This window comes from Mesorhizobium sp. B2-3-4, assembly GCF_006442315.1.
Classification (GTDB): Bacteria; Pseudomonadota; Alphaproteobacteria; order Rhizobiales; family Rhizobiaceae; genus Mesorhizobium.
This window is the reverse complement of sequence record NZ_VFVY01000011.1, coordinates 142,096-156,522: the sequence shown is the minus strand read 5'-3', so window position 1 is coordinate 156,522 and position 14,427 is coordinate 142,096. Positions and strand designations below refer to the sequence as shown.

Annotated in this window: 14 protein-coding genes; all 14 read left to right on the top strand. The window is 64.2% G+C overall.

The window, feature by feature from the left end; all coding sequences use genetic code 11:
* The 14 genes from FJ967_RS18205 to FJ967_RS18140 all read left to right on the top strand — a co-directional run bounded on the left by FJ967_RS18205 (window position 1) and on the right by FJ967_RS18140 (window position 14,405).
* Complete coding sequence (locus tag FJ967_RS18205; RefSeq protein ID WP_181175960.1) at window positions 1–585, top strand: MotE family protein; 585 nt, start codon at window positions 1–3, stop codon at window positions 583–585.
* On the top strand, window positions 582–1,286 hold the full coding sequence (flgH, locus tag FJ967_RS18200) for a flagellar basal body L-ring protein FlgH (RefSeq protein WP_140733201.1): 705 nt from the start codon (window positions 582–584) through the stop codon (window positions 1,284–1,286). Before FJ967_RS18205 ends, flgH begins: the two co-directional genes overlap by 4 nt.
* A 35-nt stretch (window positions 1,287–1,321) precedes the next feature.
* On the top strand, window positions 1,322–1,816 hold the full coding sequence (locus FJ967_RS18195; protein ID WP_140733200.1) for a flagellar basal body-associated FliL family protein: 495 nt from the start codon (window positions 1,322–1,324) through the stop codon (window positions 1,814–1,816).
* A complete protein-coding gene (gene fliP / locus FJ967_RS18190) occupies window positions 1,813–2,544 on the top strand; it encodes a flagellar type III secretion system pore protein FliP (RefSeq protein ID WP_135898514.1) in 732 nt (243 codons plus the stop codon). The genes FJ967_RS18195 and fliP overlap by 4 nt, the downstream gene beginning before the upstream one ends.
* Window positions 2,545–2,790: 246 nt before the next feature.
* A complete protein-coding gene (locus tag FJ967_RS18185; RefSeq protein WP_140733199.1) occupies window positions 2,791–3,792 on the top strand; it encodes a flagellin in 1,002 nt (333 codons plus the stop codon).
* A gap of 272 nt (window positions 3,793–4,064) precedes the next feature.
* Window positions 4,065–5,135: a flagellin gene (locus tag FJ967_RS18180; RefSeq protein WP_140733198.1), complete on the top strand. Its 1,071-nt coding sequence runs from the start codon at window positions 4,065–4,067 to the stop codon at window positions 5,133–5,135.
* 132 nt (window positions 5,136–5,267) lie between these two features.
* Window positions 5,268–6,917: a flagellar basal-body MS-ring/collar protein FliF gene (fliF, locus tag FJ967_RS18175; protein WP_140733197.1), complete on the top strand. Its 1,650-nt coding sequence runs from the start codon at window positions 5,268–5,270 to the stop codon at window positions 6,915–6,917.
* Between the two features lie 3 nt (window positions 6,918–6,920).
* Complete coding sequence (locus tag FJ967_RS18170; RefSeq protein ID WP_140733196.1) at window positions 6,921–7,541, top strand: hypothetical protein; 621 nt, start codon at window positions 6,921–6,923, stop codon at window positions 7,539–7,541.
* Entirely contained in the window at window positions 7,538–8,917 is a 1,380-nt protein-coding gene (locus tag FJ967_RS18165; RefSeq protein WP_140733195.1) for a MotB family protein, read from the top strand. Before FJ967_RS18170 ends, FJ967_RS18165 begins: the two co-directional genes overlap by 4 nt.
* Window positions 8,914–10,281 (top strand): chemotaxis protein MotC, encoded by a 1,368-nt coding sequence (locus FJ967_RS18160; protein ID WP_140733194.1) that lies wholly within the window; start codon window positions 8,914–8,916, stop codon window positions 10,279–10,281. The genes FJ967_RS18165 and FJ967_RS18160 overlap by 4 nt, the downstream gene beginning before the upstream one ends.
* Window positions 10,282–10,556: 275 nt before the next feature.
* Window positions 10,557–11,657 carry a flagellar hook-length control protein FliK gene (locus FJ967_RS18155; protein WP_246675299.1) on the top strand — a complete coding sequence of 367 codons (1,101 nt, stop codon included), beginning with the start codon at window positions 10,557–10,559 and terminating at the stop codon, window positions 11,655–11,657.
* Complete coding sequence (locus tag FJ967_RS18150; protein WP_246675304.1) at window positions 11,587–12,174, top strand: transglycosylase SLT domain-containing protein; 588 nt, start codon at window positions 11,587–11,589, stop codon at window positions 12,172–12,174. The genes FJ967_RS18155 and FJ967_RS18150 overlap by 71 nt, the downstream gene beginning before the upstream one ends.
* 223 nt (window positions 12,175–12,397) lie before the next feature.
* Window positions 12,398–13,066: a response regulator transcription factor gene (locus tag FJ967_RS18145; RefSeq protein ID WP_140733192.1), complete on the top strand. Its 669-nt coding sequence runs from the start codon at window positions 12,398–12,400 to the stop codon at window positions 13,064–13,066.
* Between the two features lie 79 nt (window positions 13,067–13,145).
* Window positions 13,146–14,405: a flagellar hook protein FlgE gene (locus tag FJ967_RS18140; protein ID WP_140733191.1), complete on the top strand. Its 1,260-nt coding sequence runs from the start codon at window positions 13,146–13,148 to the stop codon at window positions 14,403–14,405.
* Window positions 14,406–14,427: the final 22 nt, after the last annotated feature.

Below are 14,427 nucleotides of genomic sequence, written 5' to 3'. Positions count from 1 at the left end.
ATGCCGATGATCCCTCTCCTCTCATCCCATGAAAGCCGCCGCTGCCACGCGATCCTGATCGCGGCCGCGGCTCTCGCGGCCATGTCGTTCGCCGGCGTCACGCGCGCCGAGGACACCGTTCGCCAGGTTCTGCCGGGAGCGCAGCCCGCCGTGGCACCGCTGCAATTGACGCGGGAGAAAGCGCCCGACCAGAGCGAGATCGAGCGCTTCTGCTCCAACATCGCCGACGCCGCGCGCGACCGCCGCTATGCCTTGCAGGCGGAGGAGCTGAAACAGCTCCAGGCCGGCATCGACCAGCGCATGAAGGCACTGGACGAGAAGAAAGCCGAATATGAAAGCTGGCTGAAGCGGCGCGAGGTCTTCCTGGCGCGGGCCGAAGACAGCGTCGTCAAGATTTATGCCGGCATGAAGCCCGATGCGGCGGCCGAACGGCTGGCGATCGTCAACGCCGACCTGGCCGCGGCCATCCTGATGAAGCTCGATTCGCGCAAGGCCGGCGTCATCCTCAACGAAATGGACCAGAAGGCGGCGGCGACGCTCACCGGCATCATGGCCAGCGCAGCCCGAAGGGTAGATCCGTCATGATCCGCAGAATACTCATCCTGTGCGCGGCGGCGGCCTTGTCCGGCTGCGGCACCAACTTCAAGGAGATCGGCAGGGAACCGTCGTTGTCGCCGGTCGGATCGGGCATCGGCAGCGACGGGGTCGCGCCCTACAGCTATCCCCAGCCGCCCGCCGCGCCGGTCAAGAAGTTCTCGCTTTGGGACGACCGCCAGAGCCGGCTGTTCACCGATCCCAGAGCGCTACGCGAAGGCGACATCCTGACTGTCAGGATCAAGCTCAACGATAAGGCCAACTTCAAGAACCAGAACGACAGAAGCCGCACCGCCGCGCGCAAGCTGGGCTACGACGTCACGCTCGGATGGGAAGGCAACAGCACCAGCGGCAAAGGCGACGCCGGCCTGAGCTCCAGCACCGAAACCAACGCCGACGGCGAAATCAAGCGCTCCGAGAATCTGGAGCTCAATGTCGCCGCCGTCGTCACCGAGGTCCTGCCAAACGGCAATCTGATGATCAGGGGTTCCCAGGAAGTGCGCGTCAACTACGAGCTCCGGGTGCTTACGATCGCCGGCATGGTGCGCCCGTCGGACATCGGCGCGGAGAACACCATCTCTTATGAACGCATCGCCGAGGCGCGCATCTCCTATGGCGGCCGCGGTCGCGTCAGCGAGGTCCAGCAGCCGGCCTACGGCCAGCAGGTCCTCGACCAGGTTCTTCCGTTCTAGGTCTTGGCCTTCTGGGGATTGGGGAGCAAAGCACCGTGGCCAATGTCGAACAGGTTCAGCCTCGCAAGGGTCCCTCCCTTGCCGTCCAGGGTGCCATGCTGCTCCTGGTGACGGCGGCCGCCATCGGCATGGGCTGGATGTCGGGCGGCTATCTCAAGGGCGTCGGCGCGCCATCGTCGGTGCCGGTAGCGCCTGAAAACGAGGGCAAGGTCGCCCAGCCCGAAGCCGCCCAACAGCCGGGCACAGGCCCGACACTCGTCGCGCTGGCGCCGATCACCACCAACATCGCCTCGCCGGCCGATACCTGGATCAGGATGGAAGTGTCCGTGGTCTACGACGCTCCGCAGCCGCCGGCGATGACCGAGGACATCCACCAGGACCTGCTGGCCTTCGTGCGCACGCTCAAGATGCACCAGATCGAAGGCGCCAGCGGCTACCAGCACCTGAAGGCCGATCTCGACGAACGCGCCTCGATCCGCAGTCAGGGGCACGTCAAACAGGTTCTCGTCAGGACATTGCTGCTCGAATGAGAAAATTTCTTCTTGCCGCGGCGCTGATCGGTGCCGCCACCTCCGTCGCGGCGGCCCAGCAACTGGACCTTGGCGGCATCGGCAAGGCCGATGGCACCACCGTCGGCTACATCATCCAGATGTTCGGCCTGCTGACCGTCCTGTCGGTGGCGCCGGGGCTGCTGATCATGGTGACGAGCTTCACCCGCTTCGTCATCGCCTTCTCGATCCTGCGTGCCGGCATCGGCCTGCAGTCGACTCCGGCCAACCTCATCCTCATTTCACTGTCGCTGTTCATGACCTTCTATGTCATGGCGCCGACCTTCGATCAGGCTTGGAACACCGGCGTCAAGCCGCTGATGGACAACCAGATCAGCCAGACCGAGGCCTTCGAGAAGATTTCGGATCCATTCCGCACCTTCATGCTGCACAATGTGCGCGACAAGGATTTCGACCTTTTCGCCGATCTCGCCCGTGAGCGCGGCCAGGTCGTCGCCAAGGAGACCGTCGACCTGCGCATCCTGGTGCCTGCCTTCATGATCTCCGAAATCAGGCGCGGCTTCGAGATCGGCTTCCTGATCGTGCTGCCATTCCTGGTCATCGACCTGATCGTGGCCACCATCACCATGGCGATGGGCATGATGATGCTGCCGCCCACGGTCGTGTCGCTGCCGTTCAAGATCCTGTTCTTCGTCCTGATCGACGGCTGGAACCTGCTCGTCGGCAGCCTGGTGCGCTCCTTCACCTGATCCGCCGCTCCGGCATCAGGCATCGTTTGCCCCTCCGTGCCGGGCGGAGGGCCGCGGGCGCGAATTTTCTCCAAATTATTTTCGATTAACCGTCCAGTTTAGGTCTTTGGTAGGGACTGGCCGCCATAGTCGCTCGCAGATGGCGGGTGACCCAAAACGCAACGGTCATTGGCATGATGCCGCTCCGTCATACCGGACAAACCGGTATGCAAAAAAACACCCTGTAAAAACAAGGTACGAGTAGCCATGGCCAGTATCATGACCAACGCTTCGGCGTTGACCGCCCTGCAGAGCTTGAATGCCACCCAGAAGAGCCTCGACACCACTCAGGCCCGCATCTCGACGGGCTACCGCGTCTCCCAGGCTTCCGATAACGCCGCCTACTGGTCGATCGCCACCACGATGCGCTCCGACAACCAGCAGATGTCGACCGTTTCGGACGCCCTCGGTCTCGGCGCTTCGAAAGTCGACACCGCCTACACCGGCATGAACAGCGCGATCGACACCATCAACCAGATCAAGACCAAGCTGACCGCTTCCTACGGCCAGACCGATGCCGACAAGGCAAAGACCCAGGTCGAAATCGCCGCCCTGCAGAAGCAGTTGAAGGCCTATGCCGACGGCGCTACCTTCTCGGGTACCAACATGCTTTCGGTCGACAGCGGCACCGGCACTGCGGCAGCCGACGTCAAAATCGTTTCGGCCTTCAATCGCGACGCTTCCGGCAAGTCCTCGATCAGCACGATCGATGTCAACGTCGAAAGCATCAAGCTGTATGAAGCCGGCACCACGACGGGCACCAAGAAGGGCATCCTCGATGCCGACCGCCTCGGCACCACCGGCGCTGCCGTCACCACGGCTGCCCAGAACCCGACCGCAGGTGCTGCCCCGGCAACCGGCGACACCTATTCGGTGGCCACGCTCGCAGTCTACGACACGACCACGGGCAAGGGCTTCAGCGATGCCCAGATCGCTCAGCAGATGAACGTTGTCGACGCCGCGCTCAAGGGAATGACGGACGCCGCCACCAAGCTCGGCGCCGCCAAGAGCTCCATCGATCTGCAGAAGACCTTCACGTCGAGCCTGATGGACTCCATCGATCGTGGCGTCGGCCAGCTCGTCGATGCCGACATGAACAAGGAATCGACCCGTCTCCAGGCCCTACAGGTTCAGCAGCAGCTCGGTGTCCAGGCGCTTTCGATCGCCAACGGCTCGTCGCAGTCGATCCTGTCGCTCTTCCGCGGCTGATCTTACTAGCTCAAGCAGTACAAACAATCATGCGGGCCGCGCCAAAAGCGCGGCCCGTTTTGCGTTTGCACCAGCCCCGCGCAACGCTCGTTCCTTAACCCTCGAAGCCGGTCTTTTAACTGACCATTAACCATACCGCGCTAGTTATGGTTAACCAACGCTTACGACGGATTGCCCAATCGGCCTCCTTGGCACGGCGATCCACAGGCGGGCCGACCGGCCCGCGAGGGTTAAAGCCGGTGAGGGCCGGCCTTGGAAAAGGAGTGAGTTTCTTGGCGAGCATCATGACGAACGCTGCGGCGTTGACTGCACTTCAAAGCCTTAACGCCACCAACAGATCGCTCGAGCAGACGCAGGCCCGGATTTCGACCGGGTACCGCGTCTCCGAAGCCTCCGACAACGCCGCCTACTGGTCGATCGCCACGACCATGCGTTCCGACAATCAGGCTCTCTCTACTGTGCAGGATGCGCTCGGCCTCGGCGCCTCGAAGGTCGACACCGCCTATACCGGCATGAACAACGTCCTGACGACCATCGGCAACCTCAAGACCAAGCTGCTTTCTACCATTGGCCAGACGGATGCCAACAAGGCAAAGACGCAGACCGAAATCACCGCGCTTCAGGCGCAGATGAAATCGTTTGCCGATGCTGCTACTTTCTCCGGCTCGAACTATCTGTCGGTGACGTCCAAGCAGGTCTCCGCCGCCAATGACGGCGTCCAGCCTGACGCCCAGATCGTGTCGTCGTTCAATCGCTCTTCGTCGGGCGCGATCTCGCTCGGCACGATCGATGTCGATGTCGAGAGCACCAAGCTTTTCGACAGCGGGCTTCCCACCGCCGTCAAGAACCAAGGCATTATCGACCGTGCAACCTCGGTCTACGCCACGGCCGCGGCCCAGAATCTCTACGATACCGCCTATGCCGCCTCGATCGCCAGCGGCAGCACCGACATCGCGGCCAACACCGCCGGCCAGACCGCCGCGGGCACGACGGTTGCCAAGATAGACAACGTCTCGGCCTTTAATCTCGACATCACGGCGTCTGGTGTGACCGACGACATCATCACGCAGATGGTCAACAAGATCGACGACGTCATGAGCCAGTTGACCGACTCCGCCACCATTCTCGGCGCCGCCAAGAGCTCGATCGACCTGCAGAAGACCTTCACGCAAAGCCTGATGGACTCCATCGACCGCGGCGTCGGCCAGCTCGTAGATGCCGACATGAACAAGGAATCGACCCGCCTCCAGGCGCTGCAGGTTCAACAGCAGCTCGGCATCCAATCCTTGTCGATCGCCAACAGCTCCTCGCAGTCAATCCTGTCGCTGTTCAAGAACGGCTAGGCTGATCTTAGCCGACGGATTGCATTTGCTTCCAATTGACGGGCCGCGCCGCAAGCGCGGCCCGATTTCATTTTCGCACAAGCTTCGAGAGCTAGTGTCCCGGCTGACAGTCATGCTGGGAGTCGCTCAACCGTGCCGGAACAGATCCAGAGCATCATCTCGAATCTCCGCGGCTTTGGCGTCAGGCGCCTCGCCATGCTGGCCGGCATTGCCGTGCTGGTGATGGCGGTCATCGGCGTTGCCTCGGTCTACCTCAACCGCCCGGCCTATGACACGCTTTATGTCGGGCTCGACCGCTCCGACGTGAACCAGATCGGCCTGGTGCTGGGCGAGGCCGGCATCGGCTTCGACGTCGGCGCCGACGGGACTTCCGTGCTGGTGCCGGCCGGCACCACGGCGCAGGCACGCATGCTACTTGCCGAGAAGGGCCTACCGACCAGCGCCAATGCCGGATACGAACTCTTCGACAATGTCGGCGCGATGGGACTCACCTCCTTCATGCAGCAGATCACCCGGGTGCGGGCGCTGGAAGGCGAGATCGCCCGCACCATCCAGTCGATCGCAGGCATCAAGGCGGCACGTGTCCACATCGTCATGTCCGAGCGTGCCAATTTCCGCCGCGACGAACAGCAACCTTCTGCCTCGGTCGTCATCCGCTATGCCGGCATCGACGCGGAGAAAAGCGCCATGTCGATCCGCCATCTCGTCGCCGCCGCCGTTCCCGGCCTGTCGGCCGACAAGGTGACGGTGCTCGATTCCAACGGCAACCTCCTGGCCGCGGGCGACGATCCATCCAACACCAGCGCCGCCCGTACGCTCGGCGTAGAGCAGACCGTCGAGGCGCAGATCGGCGACAACATCCGCCGCGCGCTGACCCCCTATCTCGGCCCGGACAATTTCCGTGCCAGCGTCAAGGCCGACGTCAACACCGACACCCGCCAGACCGAAGAGACGATCTTCGATCCGGAATCGCGCGTCGAACGCTCGGTGCAGTCGGTGCGTGCCAACGAGAACAGCAACCAGAAGCAGGCCTCGACCCCGGCCAGCGTCGAGCAGAATCTGCCGGAAACCCAGGCGACCAGCACCGAAGGTCCCCAGACCTCCTCGGCCAACGACCGCAAGGAAGAGATCACCAACTACGAGATCAACTCCAAGAAGATCGCCACCGTCTCCAACGGCTACAGCGTCACCAAAATGTCGATCGCCGTAGTCGTCAACCAGGACAGGCTGAAGGCGATCCTGGGCAAGGACGCGACGCCGGAACAGATCGCCAAGCGCGTCGCCGAAATCCAGAAGATGGTGAGTTCCGCCACCGGCTTCGACGACAAGCGCGGCGATGTCATCGACGTCTCGGCGGTGGAGTTCATCGACGGACTGGACGGCGAGGCGGTTCCGCAGGCGGGAATGCTCGATTCCATCGGCCAGCATGCCGGCACGCTGATCAATGCCGGCGCCTTCATCGTCGTGGTCTTCCTGGTCGCCTTCTTCGGTCTGCGGCCGATGGCGGCGGCTCTGACGGCCAAGGCGACGCCCGCCATAGCGGGCCCCAATTTCGATGAGGTCCAGCGCTCGCTGCCCACGCCGGAGGCGGTCGCCTCCGGTGACGCGGGTGCCACCGTCAGCGCCTTGCCTGGCACGCGTGCCGGCGCCACCTCGCTCGATGACCTGCGCCAGAAGATCAGGCCTGCCCCGCAGGAACGGCTCGCCCGCATGGTCGATATCAACGAGGAACGCACCGCGCAGATCCTGCGCAAATGGGCGGCCCAGGAAGTCGCGGCGTAGACCATGGCTTCCGCAGCCCTCTTCGATCTTCTCCCGGATTTCGGCACGCGCGCGCAACGCGCCAGCCCGCCTCAGACCGTCGCCGAGCACAAACCGGAGGCGGCGGCACCGACGGCCGATATCGGCACGCTGATCGCCGAAGCGGTCGCTCAGGCAGAGACAACGCTCGCCGAACGGCTTGCCGCGGCTCATGAGGCAGCGCTGGAAGCGGAGCGTCAGGCCAATGCCGAGGAGGCGAGGGCCTTTCTGGAAAGCTTCGGCGGCGATGTCGGCAATGCGGTCTCGTCGCGCATCGACGCCATGGAGGCGCGCGTGACGGATCTTGTCGCCGCCACGGTCGCCCGCATCATCGGCGGCGTCGTCAGCGACGATCTGCGCAAGCGTTCGCTTGAAGCGCTCGCCGGCGCGGTCCGCGAAGCTGTCGGCGATGGCGAAGCTGTGCGCATCGCCGTGCGCGGGCCGCACTCGCTGTTCGAAACGCTCAAGGCATCGCTTGGGCCACGTGCCGAAAATCTCGACTTCATCGAAGCGCCCGGCTTCGATCTGACGGTCACCGTCGACGAGGCCGTGTTCGAGACGCGCATGGCCGAATGGTCGGCAACCCTTTCCGAGGTTCTGTCATGAGCGTCGCCGATGCCGATCATGGCAGGCACGAGATCATCATCGTGCGGCGCGGCCATGACGACCACGACGAAGGCCATCATGGCGGCGTCTGGAAGATCGCCTTCGCCGACTTCATGACCGCGATGATGTGCTTCTTTCTGGTCATGTGGCTGATCAATGCCGCCAACGAACAGACCAAGACGGCCGTCGCCTCCTACTTCAACCCCGTCAAGCTGGTCGACCGCGAGTCGAGCCGAAAGGGCCTTAAGGATCTCGGCAATGGTCCGCGCTCTGTCGGGTTGACGGCCGACGACCCGCAGGAAGCGACAACCAAGGCCGGACAGGACGGCACCGGAGCCGCGGGCTCATCCGACCGCAAACAGGACAAGCAGGAGCCGCAGCAGGCGCAACAGTCGGACGAGCATCTTTTCGCCGACCCCTATGCGGTGCTCTCGGAGATCGCCACCGATACCGGCGTCATGCAGAATGTCAGCCAGAAGGGCGATGGCGGCGCGCAGAATTCCGGCCCGGCGACCGGCGCCTCCGGCGGCGCGTCCTACCGCGATCCTTTCGAGCCGGACTTCTGGTCGCAGCAGGTCGCCGCGCCCGGCGCCGAGGCGAGTGCCCAGCGCCCAAGGATCGAGGGCGACCCGCTCAAGCCTGGCGACAAGGCGGCCGAGACGCAGGTGGCCAGGGTCAAGGCCGTGCCTGCGGCTCCGCCCATCAAGGACGCACCGCTCGAGCCCCTGGCCGCGGATGGCAAGGAAGCCGCCGCGACAACGGTCAAGACCGGCGATGCCAAGGCGGGCAACAGCAAGGCTGGAGACGACAAGGCCACGGACGCGGACAAGGCGGATGTGGACAAGGCGGGCACGGACGCCGCGAAGCAGGAGGCCGCGAAATCCGAGGCCGCGGACAAGGCTCCTACCGCCGCCGCCCTGAAGGCGGCAGCCGACGTCAAGCAGCAACTGGCCGCCGCCTTCAAGCTCGGTGACAAGCTGCATGACGGTGTCTCGGTCGAGGCCACCGACAAGGGCGTCGTCATCTCCATCACCGATCAGCTCGACTTCGGCATGTTCGAGGTCGGCTCGGCGGTGCCGAGCCGTGAGCTGGTGCTGGCGATGGAAAAGATCGGCCGCATCGTCAACAGCCAGAAAGGCACGATCAGCATCAACGGCCACACCGATGCGCGCCCCTTCCGCAGCGCCAACTACGACAATTGGCGGCTGTCGACGGCGCGGGCGCACTCCGCCTACTACATGCTCGTGCGTGGCGGCGTCGACGAACGCCGCATCACCGAGGTTGCAGGCTTTGCCGATCGCCAGCCCAAGGATGCCGCGGATCCGCTGTCGGCGGCCAACCGTCGCATCGAGATCCTGATGGCGACCGGCGGATGAAGCGGGCGGCGCTCACCAGCCGCCTGATGGGCCTGTTGCTGCTGGCCGCGGCGTATCCGTCAGCGGGTCTCGCCCAGGATATGCTGCAGCCTTATCAATTGGTGCGCTCGTTGCAGCTCGTCCAGGACCGCATCGCGGCCGGCGATCATGCCGCGATGCCGATGCAGGCCAAGCTGCTCGAGATGACCGATGCGCGGTTGCGCGCGGCGGATGCCGAGGATTTCAAGGACCCCAGGAACTTTCGCGCGCTCCTGGTCTACGGCATGAGTGGCGGCAATCCGGTGACGGTCGAGGCGGCCGTATCGCGCGCCGCCTCGGATTCGCAGAACCTTGCCATAGCCAAAGGTGTGATCGACTATCTGAACGGCCGGCCCGGCGCGGCGATCGAGGCACTGGGGCCAGTCGACCCGATGACCCTGCCGGGCGATCTCGGCGCCTTCCTCGCTTTGGTCAAGGGGTCACTGCTTGCCACGGACCAGCCGGCGGCCGCGCTCACGCTGCTCGACGAGGCCAAGCTGCTCAGTCCCGGCACGCTGGTGGAAGAAGCGGCCTTGCGGCGCTCGGTCGGCATTGCCGTCGCGCAAGGCGACGCGGCACGGTTCGCTCTTGCCTCCACCCAGTATGTCGAGCGCTACCTCTACTCGCCCTACGCCAGCCAGTTCGCCGATTCCTTCGTCTCCGGCGTGATCACCCTGCACATGTCGGTCAGCCAGGACAAGCTTGCCGACATCACCTCGATGATGGATCCAGAGCGCGAGAAGGTGATCTATCTGCGCATCGCCCGCCGCGCCGCGATCGATGGCATGAGCGACTTGTCGGCCTTCGCATCGGCGAGGGCCGAACAAGGTCGCGACGGCAATACCAATCAGGGCGATCCGCGCGCCTTGCTCTATTCCAGCCTGTCCACCGTCACCTCCGACACCATCGAGGACGTGCGCGCCAAACTGGGCAAGATCGACCGCAGCAAATTGTCGGACGGCGACCGCGCCTTGCTCGACGCCGCCCAGGCCATCGCCGGGGAAGTGGTGGCACCGCCTGCTTCCCTTCCGGCTGTAAATCCGGCGCCGGCCGCGGCCGCGCCATCGCCCGAACCCGAGATTGCCGCATCGGCCACTGATGCCGCCGGATTGCCGCCCGTCGAGGGTGCCGTCTCCGAACAGCCGGCGGTTGCACCGTCGCCAGACGCGGCTGTGGCTGCGCCGAGCGCGTCCGAGCCCGCGCCCGACGCGGCAACCGTGCTGCCGGCATCGGCTCCGGCGGCGCCGGCCAGCGCCGACACGACCGACCCTACCGACGCAGCCATGACAAAAACCCGTCGACAGCTCGACCTGATCGACCAGATGCTTGGAGCCGCCCCGAAATGACCCCCAGCCTCGGCTCGGCCCTGCCAGGATTTACCGCCGCGCGCACGGCCGAGCAGCCGGCCGCCGGAAAAAAGGACGATGCCGGCTTCGGCAAGATGGTGCATGGCGGCGCAGGCCCCGTCCATTCGGAAAAGCAACCACCGACCGAGGCAGGTTCCCGCGATCCGCGTTGGAACAGGCTTGCCGCGAATCTCGCGGCAAAAGCAGGCGAGGACGAACCGATGCCCGCGACCAAGGCAAGGGCAACGCCGACCGGATCACACGCGGCGAAATCCATGAAGGACGGCAAGAACGACGCGACGCAAAAGGATGCCGACATCGACGCATCGGCAACCGACGCCGGCGCGACGCCGCTCGACGAGCATTTGCCGCTGCTGATGGCGTTTCATGACCTGCGCCATTTCTCGACATCGGCCAAGTCGGCCGGCTCGGATGCGAGCGCAACAGGTCAGGACGCCGCTGTCGACGGACAGCTTCCATCCAAGGCTTACCGGCAGGATTCCAGCGCTGGTCTGGACGAACTCGAGCCCATGTCAAAGCCTGAGCGGGTGTCGCTCGTCGATGGGCCGTTGACGAAGCTCGACGGCAAGGCCGCCCGCGAACCGGCCGGCGCGCCAAGACACGACAGCATGATCGCGGCCGGCCCCCTGCCCGAGGCGGCGCCCGCCGAGGTTCCCAGCGTGGAGCCGAAACAGGCTGCGCCGCAATTGAAATCCATGGCCGACCTTCAGTCCTCATTGCGGTCCGAGCCAGGCAAGCAGCTGTCCGCGGCGGCACGCGTCGACGTCGTTTCCGAGCGCAGCTTCCCCGCGCCGCCGCAGGCACCGATCAGCCAGGCGGCCCTCAATGTCATCGGCGCCATTTCAGCCGACGGCGGTCCGAACCAGGTGCTTTCCGCGGCCTCCGCGACCGCTCAACTGACGGGCTCTGTTGCCGTTCCGACACATGTATTGAAGATCGAACTTCACCCGGCCGAACTGGGCGTGGTCACGGCCCATCTGCGCCTGTCAGGAGAACAACTTTCGATTGAGTTGAAGCCCGAAACACACGATGCCTATCGGCGGCTCTCCAGCGACAGCGAAGCGATCGTCAAGTCGCTGCGCGGGCTTGGCTTCGAGGTTGATAAGGTCACCATCCTGCAACCTTCGATAGCTGTCCCCTCTACAACCCGCACGGATGCCACCGCCTCGCCGGGCGCCGCGCCCGGCCGCGATCCGTCATCCTTTCAGCCCGGAAATTCCGGCGGCGGCAATGGCGGGGCCGCCGGCCAGCAGTCCGGTCAGCAATCCGCAAGGGGTAGCCATGATGACGCGCAAGCACACGGCCGCGCCGCTTCGCATCCTCGCGAGCGCGCTGGCGGCGATATGTTTATCTAGCCTCGCCAGCGGCGCCGGCGCCGCCACCAATCCTTGCGAGCCCGAGATCCTGCGTGCCGCCGACCGCTACGGCGTGCCCGCCGGCATTCTCTATGCCGTCGGGCTGACCGAGACCGGCAACAAGGGCAGCCTTCAGCCCAACGCCTTGAATATAGAAGGAAAAGCGGTCTTTCCGAGAAACCGGGCCGAAGCGCTTGCCGCCTTCGCCAACGCCCAGCGGGAGGGTAAGACGCTGATCGATCTCGGTTGCATGCAGATCAATCATCACTACCACGCCTCGCATTTCCGCAGTGTCGAGGACATGCTCGACCCGCGCCAGAACGTCGACTACGCAGCGCGCTTCCTGGCCAGCCTCCACGCCCGTCATGAGACCTGGTCGATGGCGGTCGCCCGCTATCATGCCGGTCCCGACAACGACCCGGCGCAGAAGGTCTATGTGTGCAGGGTGATCGCCAACATGGTTGCCACCGGCTTTGGCAAATGGACGACGAACGCCCGCGCTTTCTGCAACCCGTAAGCGCATTTTCTGCTTCTAATACATCAAATCCGTGGCTGCCAGGCCACCGATTCGACTTGGTCAAGACTTGGACCGGCAAGCATATCTGGCTGCACGCTAATGCAACCGATACGATTCCAGACTCCCAAGAAACTAGTTACAAGAAATGACCGTGTTCAGGATTCCCGCCAGCGGATACGCCTTTCCCCACGGGGCAGATGAGCTGATTCGGAAGGCGGGGCCGATGATCGTTATCGTTGACGAGCGAGAGCTCGTGACAGAGGGCTACAATTCACTTTTTGACCGCGAGGGCGTCGCCTGCGCCGGCTTTGCGCCAAGCGAATTCGGCGAATGGGTGAACTCGGCCGCCGATACCGATCTGCGCTCGGTGCGAGCCTTCCTGATCGGCGATTGCCGTGACGGCGCGATCTCCCCACGCCAGATCCGCGACCGCACCGGAGCTCCGGTGATTGCGCTCAGCGAGCAGCATTCGCTGGAAAACACGCTGCGGTTGTTCGAAAGCGGTGTCGACGACGTCATCCGCAAGCCGGTGCACATCCGCGAAATCCTGGCCCGCATCACCGCCATCCGGCGCCGTGCCAACGAGGATGTCGCCTTTACCGAGATCGGCGCCATGCGCATCTTCATGGACGGCCGCGATCCCGAGATCGACGGCCAGCCGCTGCCCTTACCGCGCCGTGAGCGCCGCATCCTGGAATATCTGGCGAGCAACCGCGGACGTCGCGTCACCAAGACCCAGGTGTTCAACGCCATCTACGGCATCTTCGACGAAGAGGTCGAGGAGAACGTGGTGGAAAGCCACATCAGCAAACTGCGCAAGAAACTGCGTGAGAAGCTGGGCACCGACCCCATCGATTCCAAGCGCTTCCTCGGCTACCGGCTCGTATTCTGATGCAGCACCGCGCCAGCCTCGCGCAAGACAGGACGCGTAGCCTCGAAGCCAGTGGCATGGATATTGCGGAGACATCTCGATGAGCCTCTACGGAATGATGCGGACCGGCGTTTCCGGCATGAACGCCCAGGCAAACCGCCTGTCGACGACAGCCGACAACATCGCTAACTCCGACACCACCGGCTACAAGCGGTCCTCCGCCGAATTCTCGACGCTGATCATGCCGTCGACGGGCGGCGCCTACAATTCCGGCGGCGTCACCACGACGATCCGCCAGGCGGTAAGCGATCCCGGCGTGCTTCAATACACCACCTCGGTTTCCGACCTTGCCGTCAGCGGCGACGGCTTCTTTGTCGTCCAGGATCCAAGCGGCACCCCTTTCCTGACCCGCGCCGGCGCCTTCGTTCCCGACGCACAGGGCCGGCTGGTCAATGCCGCCGGTTTCCAGTTGATGGCCTACAGCTACGCCAACGGCACGCCGGCAGCGACCGTCAACGGCTTCGAAGGTCTCGAGCCCGTCGTCATTTCCGACCAGGGATTGACCGCAACGCCGAGCACCGAAGGTAATTTCAGCGGCAATCTGCCGGCAGGTGCAACGCCGGTCGCCGCCGGCAGCCGGCCCACCGACAACGTTGCCGGCTCGCAGTACACCCAGAAAACGTCGATGGTCGCCTATGACAACCTCGGCAACAAGAAGCTGCTCGACGTCTATTTCACCAACACCGGCGCCGGCACCTGGCAGGTGGCGGTCTTCGACCAGTCCAAGGCCACGGCTGGAACCGGGTTTCCATACGCTGCCGGCGGCGCGCTGGGCTCGGCCAACCTGACCTTTGATACCACCACCGGCAAACTCACCGGCACTCCCACCGGCGTTACGTTCACGGTGCCGGGCGGCGCCAGCCTCGATCTCGATCTGTCGGCGCTCACCCAGCTTGGCACCGGCTTCACCGTTTCCGACGCCAAGGTCAACGGCAACGCGCCGAGCACCATCGACAAGATCCAGATCAGCAAGGACGGTACCATCTACGCCCAGTACAAGGACGGCACCTCCAAGGCGCTCTACAAGATTCCGCTGGCCGATGTGCAAAGCCCCGACCAGCTCAAGGCATTGCCTGGCAACGTCTATGCGCAAGGCACCGAGTCCGGTGCGATCCGTGTCGGCTTTGCCAATGAAGGCAAGGCCGGTTCCATCATCTCGGGCGCGCTCGAAAATTCCAACGTCGATATCGCCGAGGAATTGACCGACATGATCGCGGCACAGCGCAGCTACACCGCCAATTCGAAAGTCTTCCAGACCGGTTCCGATCTGATGGACGTCCTTGTCAACCTGAAGAGATAAACCGGGCTCCGCCCGTGAAAGA

Excerpts from the sequence above, each read along its gene's own strand:
- FJ967_RS18170 (WP_140733196.1), top strand. The coding sequence starts at position 6,921 with ATGGCTTCCGCAGCCCTCTTCGATCTTCTCCCGGATTTCGGCACGCGC.
- flgH (WP_140733201.1), top strand. The coding sequence starts at position 582 with ATGATCCGCAGAATACTCATCCTGTGCGCGGCGGCGGCCTTGTCCGGC.
- FJ967_RS18205 (WP_181175960.1), top strand. The coding sequence starts at position 1 with ATGCCGATGATCCCTCTCCTCTCATCCCATGAAAGCCGCCGCTGCCAC.
- fliP (WP_135898514.1), top strand. The coding sequence starts at position 1,813 with ATGAGAAAATTTCTTCTTGCCGCGGCGCTGATCGGTGCCGCCACCTCC.
- FJ967_RS18155 (WP_246675299.1), top strand. The coding sequence starts at position 10,557 with ATGAAGGACGGCAAGAACGACGCGACGCAAAAGGATGCCGACATCGAC.
- FJ967_RS18145 (WP_140733192.1), top strand. The coding sequence starts at position 12,398 with ATGATCGTTATCGTTGACGAGCGAGAGCTCGTGACAGAGGGCTACAAT.
- FJ967_RS18160 (WP_140733194.1), top strand. The coding sequence starts at position 8,914 with ATGAAGCGGGCGGCGCTCACCAGCCGCCTGATGGGCCTGTTGCTGCTG.
- FJ967_RS18185 (WP_140733199.1), top strand. The coding sequence starts at position 2,791 with ATGGCCAGTATCATGACCAACGCTTCGGCGTTGACCGCCCTGCAGAGC.
- FJ967_RS18140 (WP_140733191.1), top strand. The coding sequence starts at position 13,146 with ATGAGCCTCTACGGAATGATGCGGACCGGCGTTTCCGGCATGAACGCC.
- FJ967_RS18165 (WP_140733195.1), top strand. The coding sequence starts at position 7,538 with ATGAGCGTCGCCGATGCCGATCATGGCAGGCACGAGATCATCATCGTG.
- FJ967_RS18150 (WP_246675304.1), top strand. The coding sequence starts at position 11,587 with ATGACGCGCAAGCACACGGCCGCGCCGCTTCGCATCCTCGCGAGCGCG.